This is a genomic window from Cognataquiflexum nitidum (genome assembly GCF_022538055.1).
Lineage (GTDB): Bacteria > Bacteroidota > Bacteroidia > Cytophagales > Cyclobacteriaceae > Cognataquiflexum > Cognataquiflexum nitidum.
In genome coordinates, this window is sequence record NZ_JAKZAM010000006.1 from 82306 (window position 1) to 98272 (window position 15967).

Annotated in this window: 15 protein-coding genes; 6 read left to right on the top strand and 9 right to left on the bottom strand. The window is 40.0% G+C overall.

What is annotated here, in order from left to right; translation table 11 throughout:
* Positions 1 to 233 precede the first annotated feature (233 nt).
* The 3 genes from gldE to mutY all read right to left on the bottom strand — a co-directional run bounded on the left by gldE (position 234) and on the right by mutY (position 3214).
* Positions 234 to 1583, bottom strand: a complete 1350-nt coding sequence (gldE, locus tag MMU07_RS05655; protein ID WP_241124868.1) for a gliding motility-associated protein GldE — start codon at positions 1581 to 1583, stop codon at positions 234 to 236.
* Positions 1584 to 1646: 63 nt separating this feature from the next.
* Complete coding sequence (gene ssb / locus MMU07_RS05660; protein ID WP_241124869.1) at positions 1647 to 2093, bottom strand: single-stranded DNA-binding protein; 447 nt, start codon at positions 2091 to 2093, stop codon at positions 1647 to 1649.
* A gap of 50 nt (positions 2094 to 2143) precedes the next feature.
* Positions 2144 to 3214, bottom strand: coding sequence for an A/G-specific adenine glycosylase (mutY, locus tag MMU07_RS05665; RefSeq protein ID WP_241124870.1), 1071 nt, complete (start codon positions 3212 to 3214; stop codon positions 2144 to 2146).
* Between the two features lie 160 nt (positions 3215 to 3374).
* On the opposite strand from mutY, the gene MMU07_RS05670 reads away from it, so the two are divergent.
* From MMU07_RS05670 to MMU07_RS05685, 4 genes are all read left to right on the top strand, one after another.
* Entirely contained in the window at positions 3375 to 3683 is a 309-nt protein-coding gene (locus MMU07_RS05670) for an HU family DNA-binding protein (RefSeq protein ID WP_241124871.1), read from the top strand.
* 20 nt (positions 3684 to 3703) lie between these two features.
* On the top strand, positions 3704 to 4522 hold the full coding sequence (locus MMU07_RS05675) for a tetratricopeptide repeat protein (protein WP_241124872.1): 819 nt from the start codon (positions 3704 to 3706) through the stop codon (positions 4520 to 4522).
* 183 nt (positions 4523 to 4705) lie between these two features.
* Positions 4706 to 6277, top strand: coding sequence for an Rne/Rng family ribonuclease (locus MMU07_RS05680; RefSeq protein ID WP_241124873.1), 1572 nt, complete (start codon positions 4706 to 4708; stop codon positions 6275 to 6277).
* A 265-nt stretch (positions 6278 to 6542) separates the two neighbouring features.
* Positions 6543 to 8075 (top strand): outer membrane protein assembly factor BamB family protein, encoded by a 1533-nt coding sequence (locus MMU07_RS05685; RefSeq protein WP_241124874.1) that lies wholly within the window; start codon positions 6543 to 6545, stop codon positions 8073 to 8075.
* 71 nt (positions 8076 to 8146) lie between these two features.
* Here MMU07_RS05685 and MMU07_RS05690 read toward each other — a convergent pair whose 3' ends face one another.
* From MMU07_RS05690 to MMU07_RS05705, 4 genes are all read right to left on the bottom strand, one after another.
* Positions 8147 to 8536: a hypothetical protein gene (locus tag MMU07_RS05690; RefSeq protein WP_241124875.1), complete on the bottom strand. Its 390-nt coding sequence runs from the start codon at positions 8534 to 8536 to the stop codon at positions 8147 to 8149.
* A gap of 195 nt (positions 8537 to 8731) precedes the next feature.
* Entirely contained in the window at positions 8732 to 8953 is a 222-nt protein-coding gene (locus MMU07_RS05695; protein ID WP_241124876.1) for a DUF433 domain-containing protein, read from the bottom strand.
* Positions 8954 to 9091: 138 nt separating this feature from the next.
* Complete coding sequence (locus MMU07_RS05700; protein ID WP_241124877.1) at positions 9092 to 9823, bottom strand: SIMPL domain-containing protein; 732 nt, start codon at positions 9821 to 9823, stop codon at positions 9092 to 9094.
* A 128-nt stretch (positions 9824 to 9951) separates the two neighbouring features.
* Positions 9952 to 11439, bottom strand: coding sequence for a M14 family zinc carboxypeptidase (locus MMU07_RS05705; RefSeq protein WP_241124878.1), 1488 nt, complete (start codon positions 11437 to 11439; stop codon positions 9952 to 9954).
* A 90-nt stretch (positions 11440 to 11529) separates the two neighbouring features.
* Here MMU07_RS05705 and MMU07_RS05710 point away from each other — a divergent pair, with 90 nt between their 5' ends.
* Positions 11530 to 12540 (top strand): dipeptide epimerase, encoded by a 1011-nt coding sequence (locus MMU07_RS05710; RefSeq protein WP_241124879.1) that lies wholly within the window; start codon positions 11530 to 11532, stop codon positions 12538 to 12540.
* 367 nt (positions 12541 to 12907) lie between these two features.
* The gene (locus tag MMU07_RS05715) at positions 12908 to 13072 is read left to right on the top strand and encodes a hypothetical protein (protein ID WP_241124880.1); all 165 of its coding nucleotides are present in this window, start codon (positions 12908 to 12910) and stop codon (positions 13070 to 13072) included.
* A 273-nt stretch (positions 13073 to 13345) separates the two neighbouring features.
* Here the strand turns inward: MMU07_RS05715 and MMU07_RS05720 are convergent, their stop codons facing one another.
* Together MMU07_RS05720 and MMU07_RS05725 are read right to left on the bottom strand one after the other, a co-directional pair.
* Entirely contained in the window at positions 13346 to 14476 is a 1131-nt protein-coding gene (locus MMU07_RS05720) for a BamA/TamA family outer membrane protein (RefSeq protein ID WP_241124881.1), read from the bottom strand.
* A gap of 354 nt (positions 14477 to 14830) precedes the next feature.
* Positions 14831 to 15817 carry a dipeptidase gene (locus MMU07_RS05725; protein WP_241124882.1) on the bottom strand — a complete coding sequence of 329 codons (987 nt, stop codon included), beginning with the start codon at positions 15815 to 15817 and terminating at the stop codon, positions 14831 to 14833.
* Between the last annotated feature and the right edge of the window lie 150 nt (positions 15818 to 15967).

Consider the following 15967-nt stretch of genomic DNA (forward strand, 5'->3'; position numbering starts at 1 on the left):
CTGAAAAAAAACAGAAAAATGTAAAAAATGGGTGTTTTTTTTAACCTTAAAATGAAAATTTTTTGACCGTAGATAGAATTATGGTTAATTCACAAAAAATTGATTTTTTTTAAAATTTTTTATATCGTAAAAAGTAGAACCGAATCTCTGAAAAATCATAGAAAGATCAATGTGAAGAACAAATAGTAATATATAAAAAAAATATCAGAATTATATTCTGTTAAAAAAACACATTAATCCACATTATGTCCCCCATTCTCCTTCTCATTGCCGATAATCCGCACTTTCACCTTTTTTATTCTTTTGGCATCAACTGCCAAGATGGTAAATTCAAATTGTTCAAAGGTAATCTTGGTACCGTTTTTGGGAAAATTGGAATTGATTTCAAGCAAAAGACCACCCAAAGATTCACTTTCTCCCTTGACCTCATCAAATAGCTGTTGGTCTAATTCAAGTTTTTTGCAGAAATCATTCAAAGATATTTTCCCTTCAAAAATGAATGTGGACGGATCTATTTCCTTGAAATAATAATCTTCGATATCATCGAATTCATCATTGATTTCTCCGATGATTTCCTCAATTAAATCTTCGAGTGTTACCAAACCTGAAGTTCCCCCATATTCGTCTACCACAATGGCCATATGAACTCTCTTCTTTTGAAAATCTTTCAGTAAGGTATCCACTTTTTTGTTTTCAGGGACAAAAAAGCCTTTACGGATCAAAGCGTGCCATTCGAAGTTTTCATCCTGATCGATGTGTGGAAGCAGATCTTTGATATATAAAATTCCTACTACATTGTCAATTGTCTCTCTAAAGACAGGGATTCTGGAGTAACCGCTTTTATTGATTTTATCCATCAATTCATGAAAATCCATGTCAATTTCTATGGCGGTGATATCCATTCTTGACTGCATCACTTGTTTGACAGATAGCGTACCAAAATTTACAATTCCTTTAAGAATATCTTTTTCTTCTTCAGATGTGTCTTCAGTGGCGATTTCCAAAGCCTGATTGAGTTCATCTACTGACAAAGAATAACCTTTTTTGACGATCCTTTTTTCGACCACATTACTTATCACCATCAAAAAAGAGGATAAGGGTCTAAGCACAACCGAAAAAAAATAAATAATGGGTGCCATCATTAGCGAAAACTCTATTTTGGCCTTTGTTGCATAGACTTTTGGGACGATTTCCCCAAAGAATACAATAGCAAAGGTCACGCCGATGGTTTGTACCAAGATAACAAGAATACCTGTAGCATTAGGGCCAAAAAACTTCCAAGCAACAAAAGTAGTCAAGGTGACGATACCGATGTTGATCAGGTTATTGAGAATAAGGATGGTACTAAGAAGATTTTTAGGGGATTCTATGAGCAAAATTGCTTTTGTTGCTCTAGCGTCTGCTTTTTCGTCAAAGGATGCAATGTCATCGGAGTTTAACGAAAAAAAAGCTACTTCTGAGCCTGAAACCAACCCTGAGGCGATTAAAAGCAAAATAAAAGTCAATGAATTAAACAAAATGTAACCGGCTGAAACCTGAACAATTTCAGCCAGTAAAATAAGACTCGGGTAGGGGTCGTCCATTAATTCCAGAATATGATCATTGCAAAATTAATCAAATACTCAGAAATTTTTCAACTTTTTGATTTAGAAGGGCAAATCGTCATCTTCCATTGGTGGTTCACTCACAGAAGAAGGCTGATTTGACGCCATATTATTACTGTAATTCGGTGTTGAAGCCGGGGCACTTCCTCCACCATCGGGCTTACCGCCAAGCATAGTGAAACCCAAGACCCTGATTTTGGTCCTTTTCCTATTTTGGCCTTGGTCATCCTGCCATGTGTCAGACTTGATTTTACCCTCTACAAAGAGCTGCATTCCCTTCTTTAAATATTGTTCTGCTATTCTTGCTTGCCCATCCCAAAGCTCCAAATCATGCCATTCCGTGTTTTCAACCCTGTTTCCTGATTTATCTTTATAAGCCTCAGTGGTCGCAAGCCTCAGATTTGCTACCACTTTATCTCCCTCCAAATGCTTCACTTCAGGATCTGCTCCCAAGTTGCCTACCAATATTACTTTGTTTACTCCGGCCATATTGTTGTTTGTTTATATTGTTAACGAAAACTTTGTCTTTAAATTAAGGATTATTTTTGGTCGTCCAAAAACTTTGTTATCAATCGTGGTTTTCCCAATTGTTCCAGTTTTTCATAGCGTACCAATTGGAATCCGTTGTCTTCAACCCAGGATTGAAGTGTGTTTCTATTTTCTTTTTGAACGATGACCCTGACAAAGTTGGCAAAAATTCTTTGATGCGTAAGGATATGCTTGTACCACTTTAAAGGTTCATTGACAGAAGATGTCGCAAAATTTTCGATTTCTCGCAAAAAAGCCATTTCCTCGCAATTTTCTTTGGGGTCCTTCAATTCTTGCATTGGAAAATCATGAAGCCCCTGCCAAATATCACCCTCTCCTCTTTTTTTGACCACCACCTCATCATCGCAAATTATCAATGCATATCTAAAATACCTTTCTTTGATTTTGAGCTTTTTAATTTTTACAGGAAGGGAATCCACCAGGTCGTTTTTGAAAGAAAAGCATGCTGACTTCATTGGGCATTGTATGCAAACGGGTTTTTTTGGGACGCACTGCAAGGCCCCGAATTCCATGATGGCCTGATTGAATTCTGCCGGCCGGTCTTTTGGAATAAGCGTGTTTGCCAAGGCTTCGAACTCTTTTTTTCCTGAATTTCCTGCAATGTCAGTAGCAATACCAAAGTACCTTGCCATTACCCTAAAGACATTACCATCCACCACAGCCACAGGTTCATCAAAGGCAAAAGATGCTATAGCAGCTGCAGTATAACTTCCCACACCTTTCAATTGAAGCAAGGATTGGTAATTTAAAGGAAATACGCCGGCATGCATATCCCTGATCTCTTTGGCACAATAATGGAGGTTACGGGCACGGCTATAATATCCCAGACCCTGCCAGAGACGCATGACCGTATCCTCAGTTGCATTTGCCAAATCCTCCACATTTGGGAAGTTTTCTAAAAATTTTTCAAAATAAGGAAGGCCTTGGGCTACTCTTGTCTGCTGAAGAATAATTTCAGACAACCAAATGATATATGGATTTTTCGTGTTTCTCCATGGCAAATCACGCTTATTATGGGGGTACCACTCTAATAAAGTATGGACAAACGGATCAGAAATCAAAATCTAAGCAGTTAAGGTGTTACGGCAATGTTAAACATTTCAATCTAATTTTGGGCATTTTGTTTTTATATTGGATTGCTTCCTTTAAATTTGCAGTCCCAAAAATAGTTGGTTAATAGGTCGTTAAGCTTATTCGATAATAAATTAAATTCATTAAACAGTGACTAAAGCAGAAGTAATCACCAAGATTTCGGACAAAACCGGTATCCAGAAAGACGATGTAACTCAGACAATTGAGGCATTCTTCAAAGTGGTAAAAGATTCCATGGCGGAGGGAGATAATATTTATGTAAGAGGCTTTGGCAGCTTTGTGAATAAAAAGAGAGCTAAAAAAATTGCTCGTAACATCTCTAAAAACACAGCGATCGTGATCGATGAGCACTTTGTGCCATCTTTCAAACCTTCAAAAGTGTTCATTGAAAAAATCAAAAACAGTAAAAAAATCAAAGAACTAGCACCTCAGGATTAATCCTGAGTGCTTTTTTCCTTATGAAAAAATCCCAAATTCTAGTCATAATCCTTGGGGTAGCCACGATTGCGATACTGTATTTTCTTCCGCGTGTGGTGGTAGACAATGATGAGGGCAATACCCAAATCTCCGAAGAACAGACTTCGACACCTGCTACAGCCGAATCAATGCATGATACGCCGATGGATGCCGGTGACAGAAATATTCTAAACGGATTGTTAACTGATCTTGAAAAACAGGATAATAGGGAAAAAATAGCCTCTCTGTCAGAAGAAATTGCTTCCCTTTACATCAAAGCAGGGAAATTTGACAGTGCAGCCTATACCTTTGATCGGGCTGCTGCAAAACTTGAAACTACGGAAAGCTGGGAAAAAGCAGGGGCTGCTTATTATGAAGCCTACACTTTTGCCATGGATCAAGAAAAAGTTTCTCTTCTTGCAGAAAAAACCCGTACTTACCTTGCCAAAGTTTTGGAAAAAGATCCAAAACGTCTTGATCTGAAAACGAAAATGGCAATGACTTATGTGTCTTCAGCCAATCCCATGCAGGGAATTACCATGCTGAGAGAGGTATTGGAAGAAGATCCTAGGAATGAAGACGGCCTTTTCAATATGGGAGTCTTGTCAATGCAGTCAGGTCAGTACAAAAGAGCTGCCGAAAGATTTGAAGAATTGGTAAAACACCATCCTGACAATGTGCAGGGTCAATTTTATCTTGGCGTAAGCTACTTCGAATCCAAGCAAAACAACAAAGCAAAACAGCAATTCGAGTTGGTCCAAAATATGAGCAAAGACCCTATGGTTTTGGCTAGTGTAGAGGGTTACCTTGATAGGCTATAAATAATTGTTCAACTTTAATCCTAAAAACTATGCCTTGCGGTAAAAAAAGAAAGAGACATAAAATCGCTACGCACAAGCGTAAGAAAAGACTTAGAAAAAACAGACATAAGAAGAAGTAATACACTTCTTCTTTTTGAGTTTTTACACTAAACGTTCATTTACATCATATAAAAACAGACACGATTGAGCACAGAATTATTAATCGATTCTGCTCAGAACGGTAGTCGGATTGCCCTACTCAAAGACAAAAACCTGGTAGAAATCCACTCAGAAGGTGGTGAAAATCAGTTTAAAGTCGGAGATATTTATCTGGGTACGGTACGTAAAATTGTCAATGGCCTCAACGCCGCCTTCATTGATGTCGGCTATGAAAAGGACGCTTTCCTGCATTATCAGGATTTGGGTCCCCAGATCACAAGCCTTAACAAGTTTACAAAACTCGTACGCAACAATAATTATCCCAACTTGAATCTAAAAGGATTTGAGAAAGAACCTGATATAGAAAAACTTGGAAAAATTTCCAATGTATTGACTAAAGGAAATCAGGTTTTGGTGCAGGTGGTCAAAGAACCCATCTCCACAAAAGGCCCGAGACTATCGTGCGAGCTCTCCATCGCTGGTCGCTACCTGGTATTAGTCCCGTTTTCAGATACAGTCAACGTGTCCAAAAAGATACGTAGTGCTGAAGAAAGAAAAAGACTGGTACGCTTAATTACCTCCATCAAGCCGGCCAATTTTGGTGTCATCATCAGAACGGTAGCTGAAGGTCAGTCAGTTTTAGAACTTGACAAAGACCTCCGGAACCTATTGACGACCTGGGAAGAAGGCATGAAAAAACTGGCTAAAGCCAAAGGACGCGACAAAGTAATTGGAGAAATGAGCATGGCTTCCTCTATCATTAGAGACCTGCTCAACGAATCATTCGATGCAATCACCGTAGAGGATGAATTGACCTATGATCAAATCAGGTCTTACATCAGATCTATTGCCCCTGAAAAGGAAAAAATTGTGAAGCTTTACAACGGTAAAGCGAAGCTCTTTGAAAGTTTTGGAATAGAAAAGCAAATCAAAAGCTTGTTTGGCCAGACGATAAGTCTTCCACAGGGCGGCTATGTCATTATTGAGCATACCGAAGCGCTCCACGTCATCGACGTCAACAGTGGAAACAAGTCAAACCAAGAAAGCGATCAGGAAACAACAGCATTGAAAACCAACCTGGTCGCCGCAAAAGAAATTGCACGACAGCTTCGCCTCCGGGATATGGGAGGAATCATCGTCATCGACTTCATCGACATGAAAAAGGCCGACAACAAAAAGGCTATTTATGATGCCATGAGGGAAGAAATGAAAGATGACAGGTCGAAAAACACCGTATTGCCATTGACCAAGTTTGGTCTGATGCAGATTACAAGGCAGCGCGTGAGACCCGAAGTCAACATTGTCACCAAAGAAACTTGTCCGGCATGTAACGGGACAGGCAAGATCCAAGCCTCCATCTTGGTGGCTGATCAATTGGAAAAAGACCTCGAGCATATTGCCACTATCCAGAATGTTTCCAACATCCAGATCGGATTACACCCTTACCTGTATGCGTACTTCACGCATGGAGTCATCTCTCAGAGAGTAAGGTGGTTTTTCAAATACTTTAAGTGGGTAAAGCTGACTAAAGACTCTTCACTCCCGGTGACGGAGTACAAATTCCTGGACGACTCAGGAGAAGAAATAGAACTAACCGTAAAAAGCGAGACCGAATAGGTCCCGCTTTTTTTTTGACCTACTTTTTCTCTAAACACTGATTTTTCTTGAAAATTTCCAAAGGCATTTCTATAAAAAACGAACTTTGGACTAAACTGGAACTGTCTTCAATTTTATTCAAAAATAATTTGAGTCGTAATATTTTTATATTGAACTAATATTCATTTTTTTGTCAGTCAAATTTAATCCGACATTGCTTTTCAGAAGCATATTTTACTGATTAAGAACTTTAAGAGTCTATATGAAATTCCATTTATTATTTTGTTTGCTTATCCTTTTAGTATTCCAAGGGATAGCACAATCTTCTAAAATTCAGGTTAATCAGGTGCCAATTGGGTATTCATTTGTCCAAAATGATTCGATAAATGCTGTTGAATACCAGTTTGATAAAATGATCATTGATTATTATCTGGATACACCTAGAAACACTTTTACTTTAAAGCTGAGGGAAGTCAACAAAAAGAGGACAAAATTCTTGATTTCAGGAGAAATTCTGTTTTTTGACCTTTCTGAAGCAAGGCTTAAATGGTCAAAGCTTATCAATTATGCTACCACCGAATTTCAACAATTTCCGGATTACCTTTTAGAATCCAGCCTGACACATAGCTACAGCCTAAACCTTGAATCAGGTGAAATCAAATGGGAAGCAAAAACCGATATTTACCATATTCATAAACCAACAAACATTGGAATAGGATACCCATTTTTGAAACCCGGACAAAAACCTTCCAATGTTCTCAAAGGAATTGATATCAATACAGGTGAAGAACTGTGGAAAAGGATCATTCACCGGGATTATGGATGGAATGATGTCATCACCTTAAATGATTCAACAGTTGGCATAGTAGCATCAGGAATACAGGCTGTCAATATTCATGACGGGTCGGGTTGGGCCTATTATACTACCACAGGGACAGAAAAAATTGATGGCAAAAGCACAGCAGCAATGAACGCAGTTGGATTAGGCTTGGGTCTGCTTACAGGGTTTTATTATTATGGTGTTGGGATCAATGTAGTCACTGACATTGTTTCAAATGCGATTTATTCTGACAATAGACTCTATCTAACTTCTTATGAAAAAATCTCCTGCATAGATGCCCTTACAGGAAAAGTAATTTGGAGCAATCCGCTTTCAGATAATTTGGTCAGTTCGGGCTATCTATACATGGATAATGGCTTATTGTATCAATTGAATCTGGACAGGGCACAAAACAACGGAAGGCTAATAAAAATGGGCGTTCCCTATTTGGTAGTATATGACCCAAATACAGGAAAACAGGGCTTTTATACACCCTTTACTTTTGATGGTTTTGTATTGGACCACCAAATGAATGAGACTTCCATCGATATTCTGTCCAATCAGGACTTTGTCAGACTGGATAAAAAAAGTGGTCAAATCATCAAAGAGCTTAATTTAACATTGGAAAAAGGAGAGGAATATGTGTCCCGATGGAATTTTCCAGTATTTTTTAAAGAAAACGAAAAGTTCTATAACCTTCTGGAAGAAAATCCCCAGGCCCATTTTATCAGTACTCTCAAAAACCAACTGATAATGATAAATGAGAATTTGGAATATGAAGGAAAATTTTCACTTTTTGATTTTTATAAAGTAGTGGGGAAGTATGAGGACCTTTTGATTTTGCAAAAAGATGGCCTTATTTCGATAATCAACCATAATCAAATTGAAATTGCATCAATTAAAAATAAAGGGGTGGCCATAGTCTCTCAAAATTTTTTGCTGATAATTCAGGATGAGTCAGTAAAGAAATTAGACTTGGATTTGCTGAGATTGAAATAGAATTGCTAAAAATATATTAACTGCAAATAGCGCATTACATTCGTAATCATTATCTTTAATTTGAACAATTATTAGTTCTTGTCACTTTTTTGACTAAGCTGAAAATTGATTTTGTCAGGAGAAACTGAATAGAATTTTTGGGTCAAATGATATATGGTACCTTCCGGATCAACCATAAATATGGTGTATTGCCACTTTCTAACCTCGATATTGTTCTGTACCACATTTCCCATTTGACTTTGCGAGGCAGATCCTATATTCGCTGAAGAGTGACGGAAATTCACCTCTTCGGCAAAGACCAGAATCTCTCCGCCTGGTTCGATTTCAACAATTTTTGAAGGCATTCCCCAATCCGAAATCAGGTTTTCTTTGGTTGAACCAACCCACTTGTTCATCAATTTTTTTTGGCCTGTACAAGAAGCGAGCAATAGGATAGCAAAAATTGGGATCAATTTTTTCATAGTACATGCATTTAGGACCTTGATGAAGGTATCGAATTTTATGGAATATTAAAAACAAAGTTTGGCTGAAAGATGTCTCACTTTACTTAGCCTTTGTTCTGCCCGCCTTTGGCGGTGTCTGCACTGATATACCAGTATCTCAAATTGTTACTTGCCTAATTTTCTTCGCCGGTATGATTAATTCAAAAAGTTATTTCAAGAAGCAATCCGGATTTTTTGTTCCTTATACGCCGCAAATGCCAAACAGGCATTGATCATCTGTTCATTAAGCTCCTCGAAATCGTTCATGATTTCTTCTTTACTCATGCCATTTGACAGCCAATTCAAAACATCATAAACAGTAATCCTAGTCCCTTTGATACAAGGTTTGCCAAATCTTTTCTCTGCCCGAATTTCAATATAATCTTGATGGTTCATACTCTGTTGTGAAAAGCTTTTCCAAAGTTGGGACAAGTCCAGGAGGATCTTAAAATACCCTTTACGAACTTTGGAAAAGTTTATGGGATCTTCACTAACTAAACGACATTAAATTATAAATTTTTAATTCAAAACCTTTCACCTCACCCCATAACTCAACCGCATCGTAATCGAAGCGGTTTTTTCTTTGGAAGAGGTATTGAAAGTACCGCCCCAAGAATAATCCTCGGCGGAATTTTGACCCGTGATCTGAAAAATCCCCATGTTGGCTGAGATCAGCCTACCAAGCTTAGAGCCTGAATTTTCGGCGATTCTCTCTGCCCTGACACGTGCATCTTCAGTAGCTTTGGAGATCATTTCGATTTTGAGACTTTCAAGTTGGGTATAGTAATAGCGCGGAGGTTGGGAATAGAATTTAACCCCCTGAAGCAGGAGTTCTGTGATTTCCCTACTGATTTTTTCTACTTTATCCACTTCAGTCGATTCTATTGAAAGATTTTGATTGAGTTGGTATCCCAAGAAAGTCTGTCCTGTGAAGTTTCCGCTGCTACTGTAATTTTGCTGGTAAAGGGGATTGGTATTGACTGCTTGAAAAATGATTTTTTCCTTGGGGATACCTTTGGAAATCAAGTAATCCGTGACAGCTTTTCTGTCTTTCTCTAAATCAGAATAAGCTGTTTTGATATCAAAATTGTCCCTGCTGAAATTTCCTTCCCAAACCACGAGATCTGAGGTAAAGTTCTTTTCTCCCAAACCTGTTACATCAACAGTTCCAGATTTTTTGTTTCTGTTGATCACAGCATTGCCAAGAATCGCGGCGGAAATAATGATGGCTATGGCGAAAATGATTGAGGTCAGGTGTTTTCTCATGGTTTGCGTAATTAAAATTAGTTTTAAGAAAAGTGGTACTTAAATTTATAAATAAAAACGGATGATTATCAGCAAGAAGATCAATTGATTTTTGAAGATAATCCCATTAGCTATAAATCCAATCAAAATCAATTGACACTCATCCGATAGGTTTTGTCCATTGGTTTTTCGAGATCAATCAGGTATCCATTCACTATGGCGTATTTCAAAACACCATCTTTGGAAAGGAAGAAATTGGGACTTCCTCCGGTGCGGATCCCAAAAGGTATTGATGTGGCGTTTTTAAATACCAAAATCGGCAAGCCATGTAATTCTCTGGCTTCGGCTTCTTTTACTTTTACGGCTAGATAACCGGCTTTCAACAATTCCAAAGCTTTATCACCACTGATATCGGAGACTTTCGCAAAAGCAGTTTCATAAATTTTACCCACTGTGATTTCCATTCCGCTTGCATCCACTTCTTCATAGCCATAGAAAATCGACAAATCCCCCAAGTCGTCAATTCCTCCACTCACATAGAAAGCGCCATTGGCGTCTATTTCTCTTCTGCGGATGCCCAAGTCAATTGGGTAGGACAATGAATCTTTTTTCATCTGCAGGTTCCTGATCATGACATCCATCAGCCTTGTGGCGTTTTCGGGAATGGCATCATATTCGTCCAAAGAATAATTCACAAACGACTGATCGGCGATTTCTTCCATGGCGTGGAGCATGATCATAAAATTGAGTTTGCGGATATATTGCTTTTCGGGGTCGTTAGGATATCCGCCGGATTCGATCAGGATGGTGCTGGTACCCCATTTCTGAAAATTATCACCAAAAGCCCTCGGCTCAAAAGCATCGTCGTATTTACCCACATGGCCCGGAGCGACGACCTCCATCATCCTGTTCATCCCGACGATCACCTGCATGGCTTTTTTGCGGACATCGTTGATTTCTGTTTCGAAATTGTATGCAGGTGCCAATATGGAAATGGTTGCCGGAGTAGCTACTTCCCCTGCAGTGTAATAGGTCTGTTGGTCGTGAAGGTTAAACCCAAAAGCCGGGGAAAATACGTCTCTCGCATTTTTCAAGATAACTGCTTCAGGCGAAGCGAGCTTGGCAGCATCTCTGTTGAGGTCAATATCCAACGCATTTCTCCTCATCCAATTATCCATGCCGTCAGGATTGACGATGGGAATAAATCGGATTGTCAGCTTTTCCAATAATTTGTTCCTCAACTCATCCAAGCCATCATTTTCTCCTTCAAAAAAATTGAACAGGTCAAATAAAGCCATCGTCGCCGTGCTTTCATTGCCGTGCATCTGTGACCAAAGCATGACTTTGGTTTCGCCTGTGCCGATTGTCATCTGATAGATTTCCTTTCCTTCTACAGATCTCCCGATTTCTTCCACTGTGAATTTACCTTTTCTGTCTTTGACCAAATGGATCACATCCGCATGCTTAAACCTGCGTTCTGTGATGCTTTTTTCCTGATATTTCTCATAAGCAAGGTCCAATTCGGTCACATCAACAGGCGTCGATGCTGTTTCCGATTCTTTTGGCTGACATGAAATGCTGAAGAATAAAATCGAGTAAAAGGCAATCAGGGAAATGGATTTCTGGAGGATTTGCATGGTATCTTAGTGATTGAAATTAATTGTCTAAGTTATAAACTTAGCCAAAAAAATAAATTTACTTTTGCCACAATTCCAAAATAAACCGAAATGAAGCTTTCTTTCTTTGTCCGTGATTTAGTTCTCAAACACACATTTACCATTGCCCACCAAAGCCGTGATGTGCAGGATACGATCATCGTAAAGCTGGAAGACGGGGACTTTTATGGTTTGGGGGAGACGACGACCAACCCTTTTTATGGGATGACGGCGGAGAATATCTGCAGCAAACTCGAAGAAAGCAGAAGCATTGTCGAGAATGGAAATTGGTCTTCCCCTGAAGAACTTTGGGAGATGGGCAAAGTTGTTTTTCAGGACAATCCTTTCGCCCAATGTGCATTGGACTTGGCTGCATGGGATATTTTTACCAAGAAAAAAGGAAAGAAACTCTACGAGTATTTGGGTTTGGATCCTCAGGATATTCCCTTGACCAATTTCACGATAGGCATTGATTCCCTTGAAAAAATGGTAGCCAAGATGAAGGAAGTCGATTGGCCGCTGTATAAGATCAAGCTTGGAACCAACAATGACCTCGAAATCATCCGTGAACTGAGGAAGCATACCTATTCAAAATTCAGGATTGACGCCAACTGTGCATGGACAGCACAGCAGGCGATTGCTTATTCGGAAGAACTCGCCCAACTCGGTGTCGAATTTATGGAGCAGCCTTTGGCAAAAGATGACCTAGAAGGAATGAAGGAAGTTTTCAAATATTCCAAACTGCCTGTGATGGCGGACGAAAGCTGCATCGTAGAATCAGACGTCAAAAAATGCCACGGACTTTTTCACGGGATCAATGTGAAGTTGGTAAAGGCAGGAGGAATCACACCGGCTTTGAGGATGATCCGGGAGGCCAAGTCATTGGGGATGAAAACGATGGTGGGCTGTATGACCGAATCATCGATTGGCATCACGGCCATCGCCCATATTGCACCATTGTTGAACTATGTGGATATGGACGGGGCGATGTTGCTTGCTGAGGACATTGCCAAAGGCGTGGTCATTACCCCCAATAGCGTGACTTTTCCCGAGGGAAATGGAATCGGAGCGGAGTTGGTTTGAATGATTTGCAATTTTGTTTGTTTATGATACCGTCATCAGAGTCTTCACTGACGTACTCTGTAGCCCTCGTCAGTGTCTTCAATGTCATCTTCATTAAAACCGAAAAATGAAGTGAGTGAACACACTCACTTTGGCACCTAAATACGTTCCCGCAGATATCGCTGACCTTCGCAGAAGGAATGGACAGATTGAAAGATTTTCTGAATACATGATTGAATTCATTTGCGCTGATGCCATCGTCAGAGTCTTCACTGCAATTTTAATAACTGTTCCGAAACAGAGAATTATCTGCGTCGATCCGCGTGATCCGCGGGAATAATTTTGTTCAATTTTCTCCCGCAGATATCCTGCAATAAAAATGAAGTGAGTGAACACACTCACTTTGGCACCTAAATATGTTCCCGCAGATATCGCTGACCTTCGCAGAAGGAATGGACAGATTGAAAGATTTTCTGAATATATGATTGAATTCATCTGCGCTGATGCCATCGTCAGTGTCTTCACTGCAATTTTAATAACTGTTCCGAAATAGAATGGAATTATCTGCGCCAATCCGCGTGATCCGCGGGAATAATTTTGTCCAATTTTCTCCCGCAGATATCGCGGACCTTCTGAGAGGGAATGGACAGATCAATAATTTTCGGGATTTTTGCCTCACTCAGGGCTAATCATAGAACCATTCAGGATCAATTCTATCCTAGAACTTGACCCTCTTCTCCCTTCTGGTCATTCTCTTCTTGCAGTCGCTTCTCGTGTCCAGCCTCTCGTTTCTCGCTTCTCGTCTCTCGTTTCTCGCCTCTCGCTTCTAAAACGCTTCTCCGATAAACAAATAAAATCCAGATCCTTCCTGTGTAAAGGCGACATCAAACCTGGTATAGATATCCTTTTTGGGAAAAAGCAAAAACCTCAATCCTCCACCTGCTGACCAGACTACTTTATTAATGGAAGCCAAAGAAAAGTCCGGAAAGACTGTTCCCGTACCCGCAAATGCCGCTGCTCCAATCCTTTTGGAGAATCCCAGAGGAAGAGGCAAAATCCGATATTCCAACTGGGTTGCAATCTGGTTTCTGTCCCTAAATCTACCTAGGTAATAACCTCTCATCATGCTGTCCCCACCCAGTAGCGCCAACTGATTGAAAGGAACATCACCAGAGAAAAACTGCCCAATCGCCTGCCATGCAAGGACACCGCTCTTGCCAACAGGTCTGAAAATCCTAGTGTCCATCAATACGGCGTCAAATCCAAAAGTACTTATAGCTGGGGAGTACTTCAAATAGGCAAACTCAGCAAAATTGCCTTTCCTGACATTCAATACATTGTGTCGGTCATCATATACCAATCCGAAACCCAGACCAATATTGGTAGAACCTTCATAGCCCAAAGGCCGCATGAATGAAGGAGCTTCCGGAGAAGGCTTAAAATCAACCCTTGACATGCGCTGGAAATCTGCTTCTAATCCAAAAAACAAATTGGGACGGAGTTGGCGAAGCACCCTTTCTTTGATCATAATCTGATTGGCATCCACTAGCGCCAAATAATCTTCCGGAGAATCAATTCCAATTCCGTGGTATTTCAGCGGGAAACTTTGAAATCTAAGCCTACCCAAAAAGAACCATTTACTTTGGTCGGAATAGATGGCATGGTCAAACCAAAGACCGTATTGGTTTTCCAAAGTGATGAAGGTAAAACCACTGATTTCGCTGAGGCGGTTGGTAGTATCCCTTTTAGCATAATAAACCCAAAGTGAAGACAAACCGATCTCCCAACTTGTCTCCGGGGCATAAGCGACGGTTGGATAAACCAAAAATTGAGGTCTGCTGATGTCTGAGGTGTCATTGACGATCCCATTGATATATCTTTTGACAAAGCCTTGCGAAAGAGCCTGAAAAGAAAAAACCAAAAAGATCAGGCTGAACAATAGTTTTTTGACACACATATTGGTTCTAAACAGGTACTTAAATTAAAAGGTTCTAATTATTTTGTGCCATTACCTCAAAGATAAAAAAGACAGTTGAAAGCTGATAAATTATAATCGGCTAAATAAATCCTATTCCCTTTTGGTTTAGTACAAACTCTTGAAAAACTGTTTACAATTTTTCGGGGGCGCCACACTCATTGTCTGCACTGACGTCCTCACAATTCAACTTAAATTGGAAGTAAGGACTCTCACTTTGGCGTGAAGATTGATTTAGCGCCCTCGTCAGTGTCTTCACTGACGGCTTCAATTTAAAATGGAAGTGAGTGAGGACACTCAATTTGGCTTAGAATCAATACGAAATCTGTTGGAATTTTAAAGAATGGTTTTAAAAAACCGCTGACAATTTTTAAAAGCTAATTTTTCCAATTGCTCTTGAGGAAGGAGATCCGACAATTCATCCAAAAAGGAAGGATATTTGGAGGCATCCTCGACCAAAGGAAAGTAAAACGGATGGCGCTTTTTATCTGGGAAATCCTTGGTATAGAAAAAATCCGCACCGAAACAGAGACAGTCCTCCCCACCGATTTCAATTCCGTGTAGGATATGGTCGATGATCGTTTCAGGATTTTTATCATCCAAAAATGCCCTCAGAAAGTTGATGCCGATGATTCCTTTCCTCCTGATTACCTCTTGGGCAAATTCATCCGTAAGGTTCCTCTTATGCTTCCAAATGCTCCTCATGTTGGAATGGCTTGCGATGACAGGGATATGAAGTTTGTTGGTATCGATGTGCTTCAGTATTCCTTCAGCCAATAAATCGGAGGTATGCGACAGGTCGATGGCGATGTTCCTGCCTGAGATATAATCCAAGATCTTCTTTCCGTCATCTTTGAGGCCGATGCCTTCGGTGTAATTGCCGCCTCCAAACCTGTTTTCGGTATGGTGGGTAAGGCTGATATAAACGATTTTGGAAGTCAGCTTGATCAGATTTTCCAATTGTTCAAAGGCAGCTGCGATCGGTGCTTTCTCATCTGCCAATCCTGCAGCATTTTCCACCGCTGCGATCAGACCGATCTTACTGTCCAAATCCATGCTTTCCAAAAAACCTTTGTCCACCTGAGAAACGTCCTTTGCGAAATCTTTGAGCATCATCCTGTACTTTTCTGCTTGGCGGGTAGCGGATTCCATGCTTCCTGCAGCGACATCGGTATAGATGGCGCAGACCTGCATTTTGACATTTCCTTTTTTCAACAAAGGCAGCGCACAGGCAATGTCGCTGGATTTGTCAGGAGCTGCATTTGGGATTTTGGCCAGGTAAGAAAGGATGTCGCAATGGGTATCGATGATGGGAAGATTCATAAATCAGAAGGATTGAAACTCAAAGTAAGGCATAAAATGAGAGTTTTTTTATACTTTTAAAATTCATTCCTGTTGAAAACCAATGCAGGTCTACCGCTGTTCTTTCCTTTTTAGAGTCGACTTCCAGCTTGATATCAACCAATATCAAAT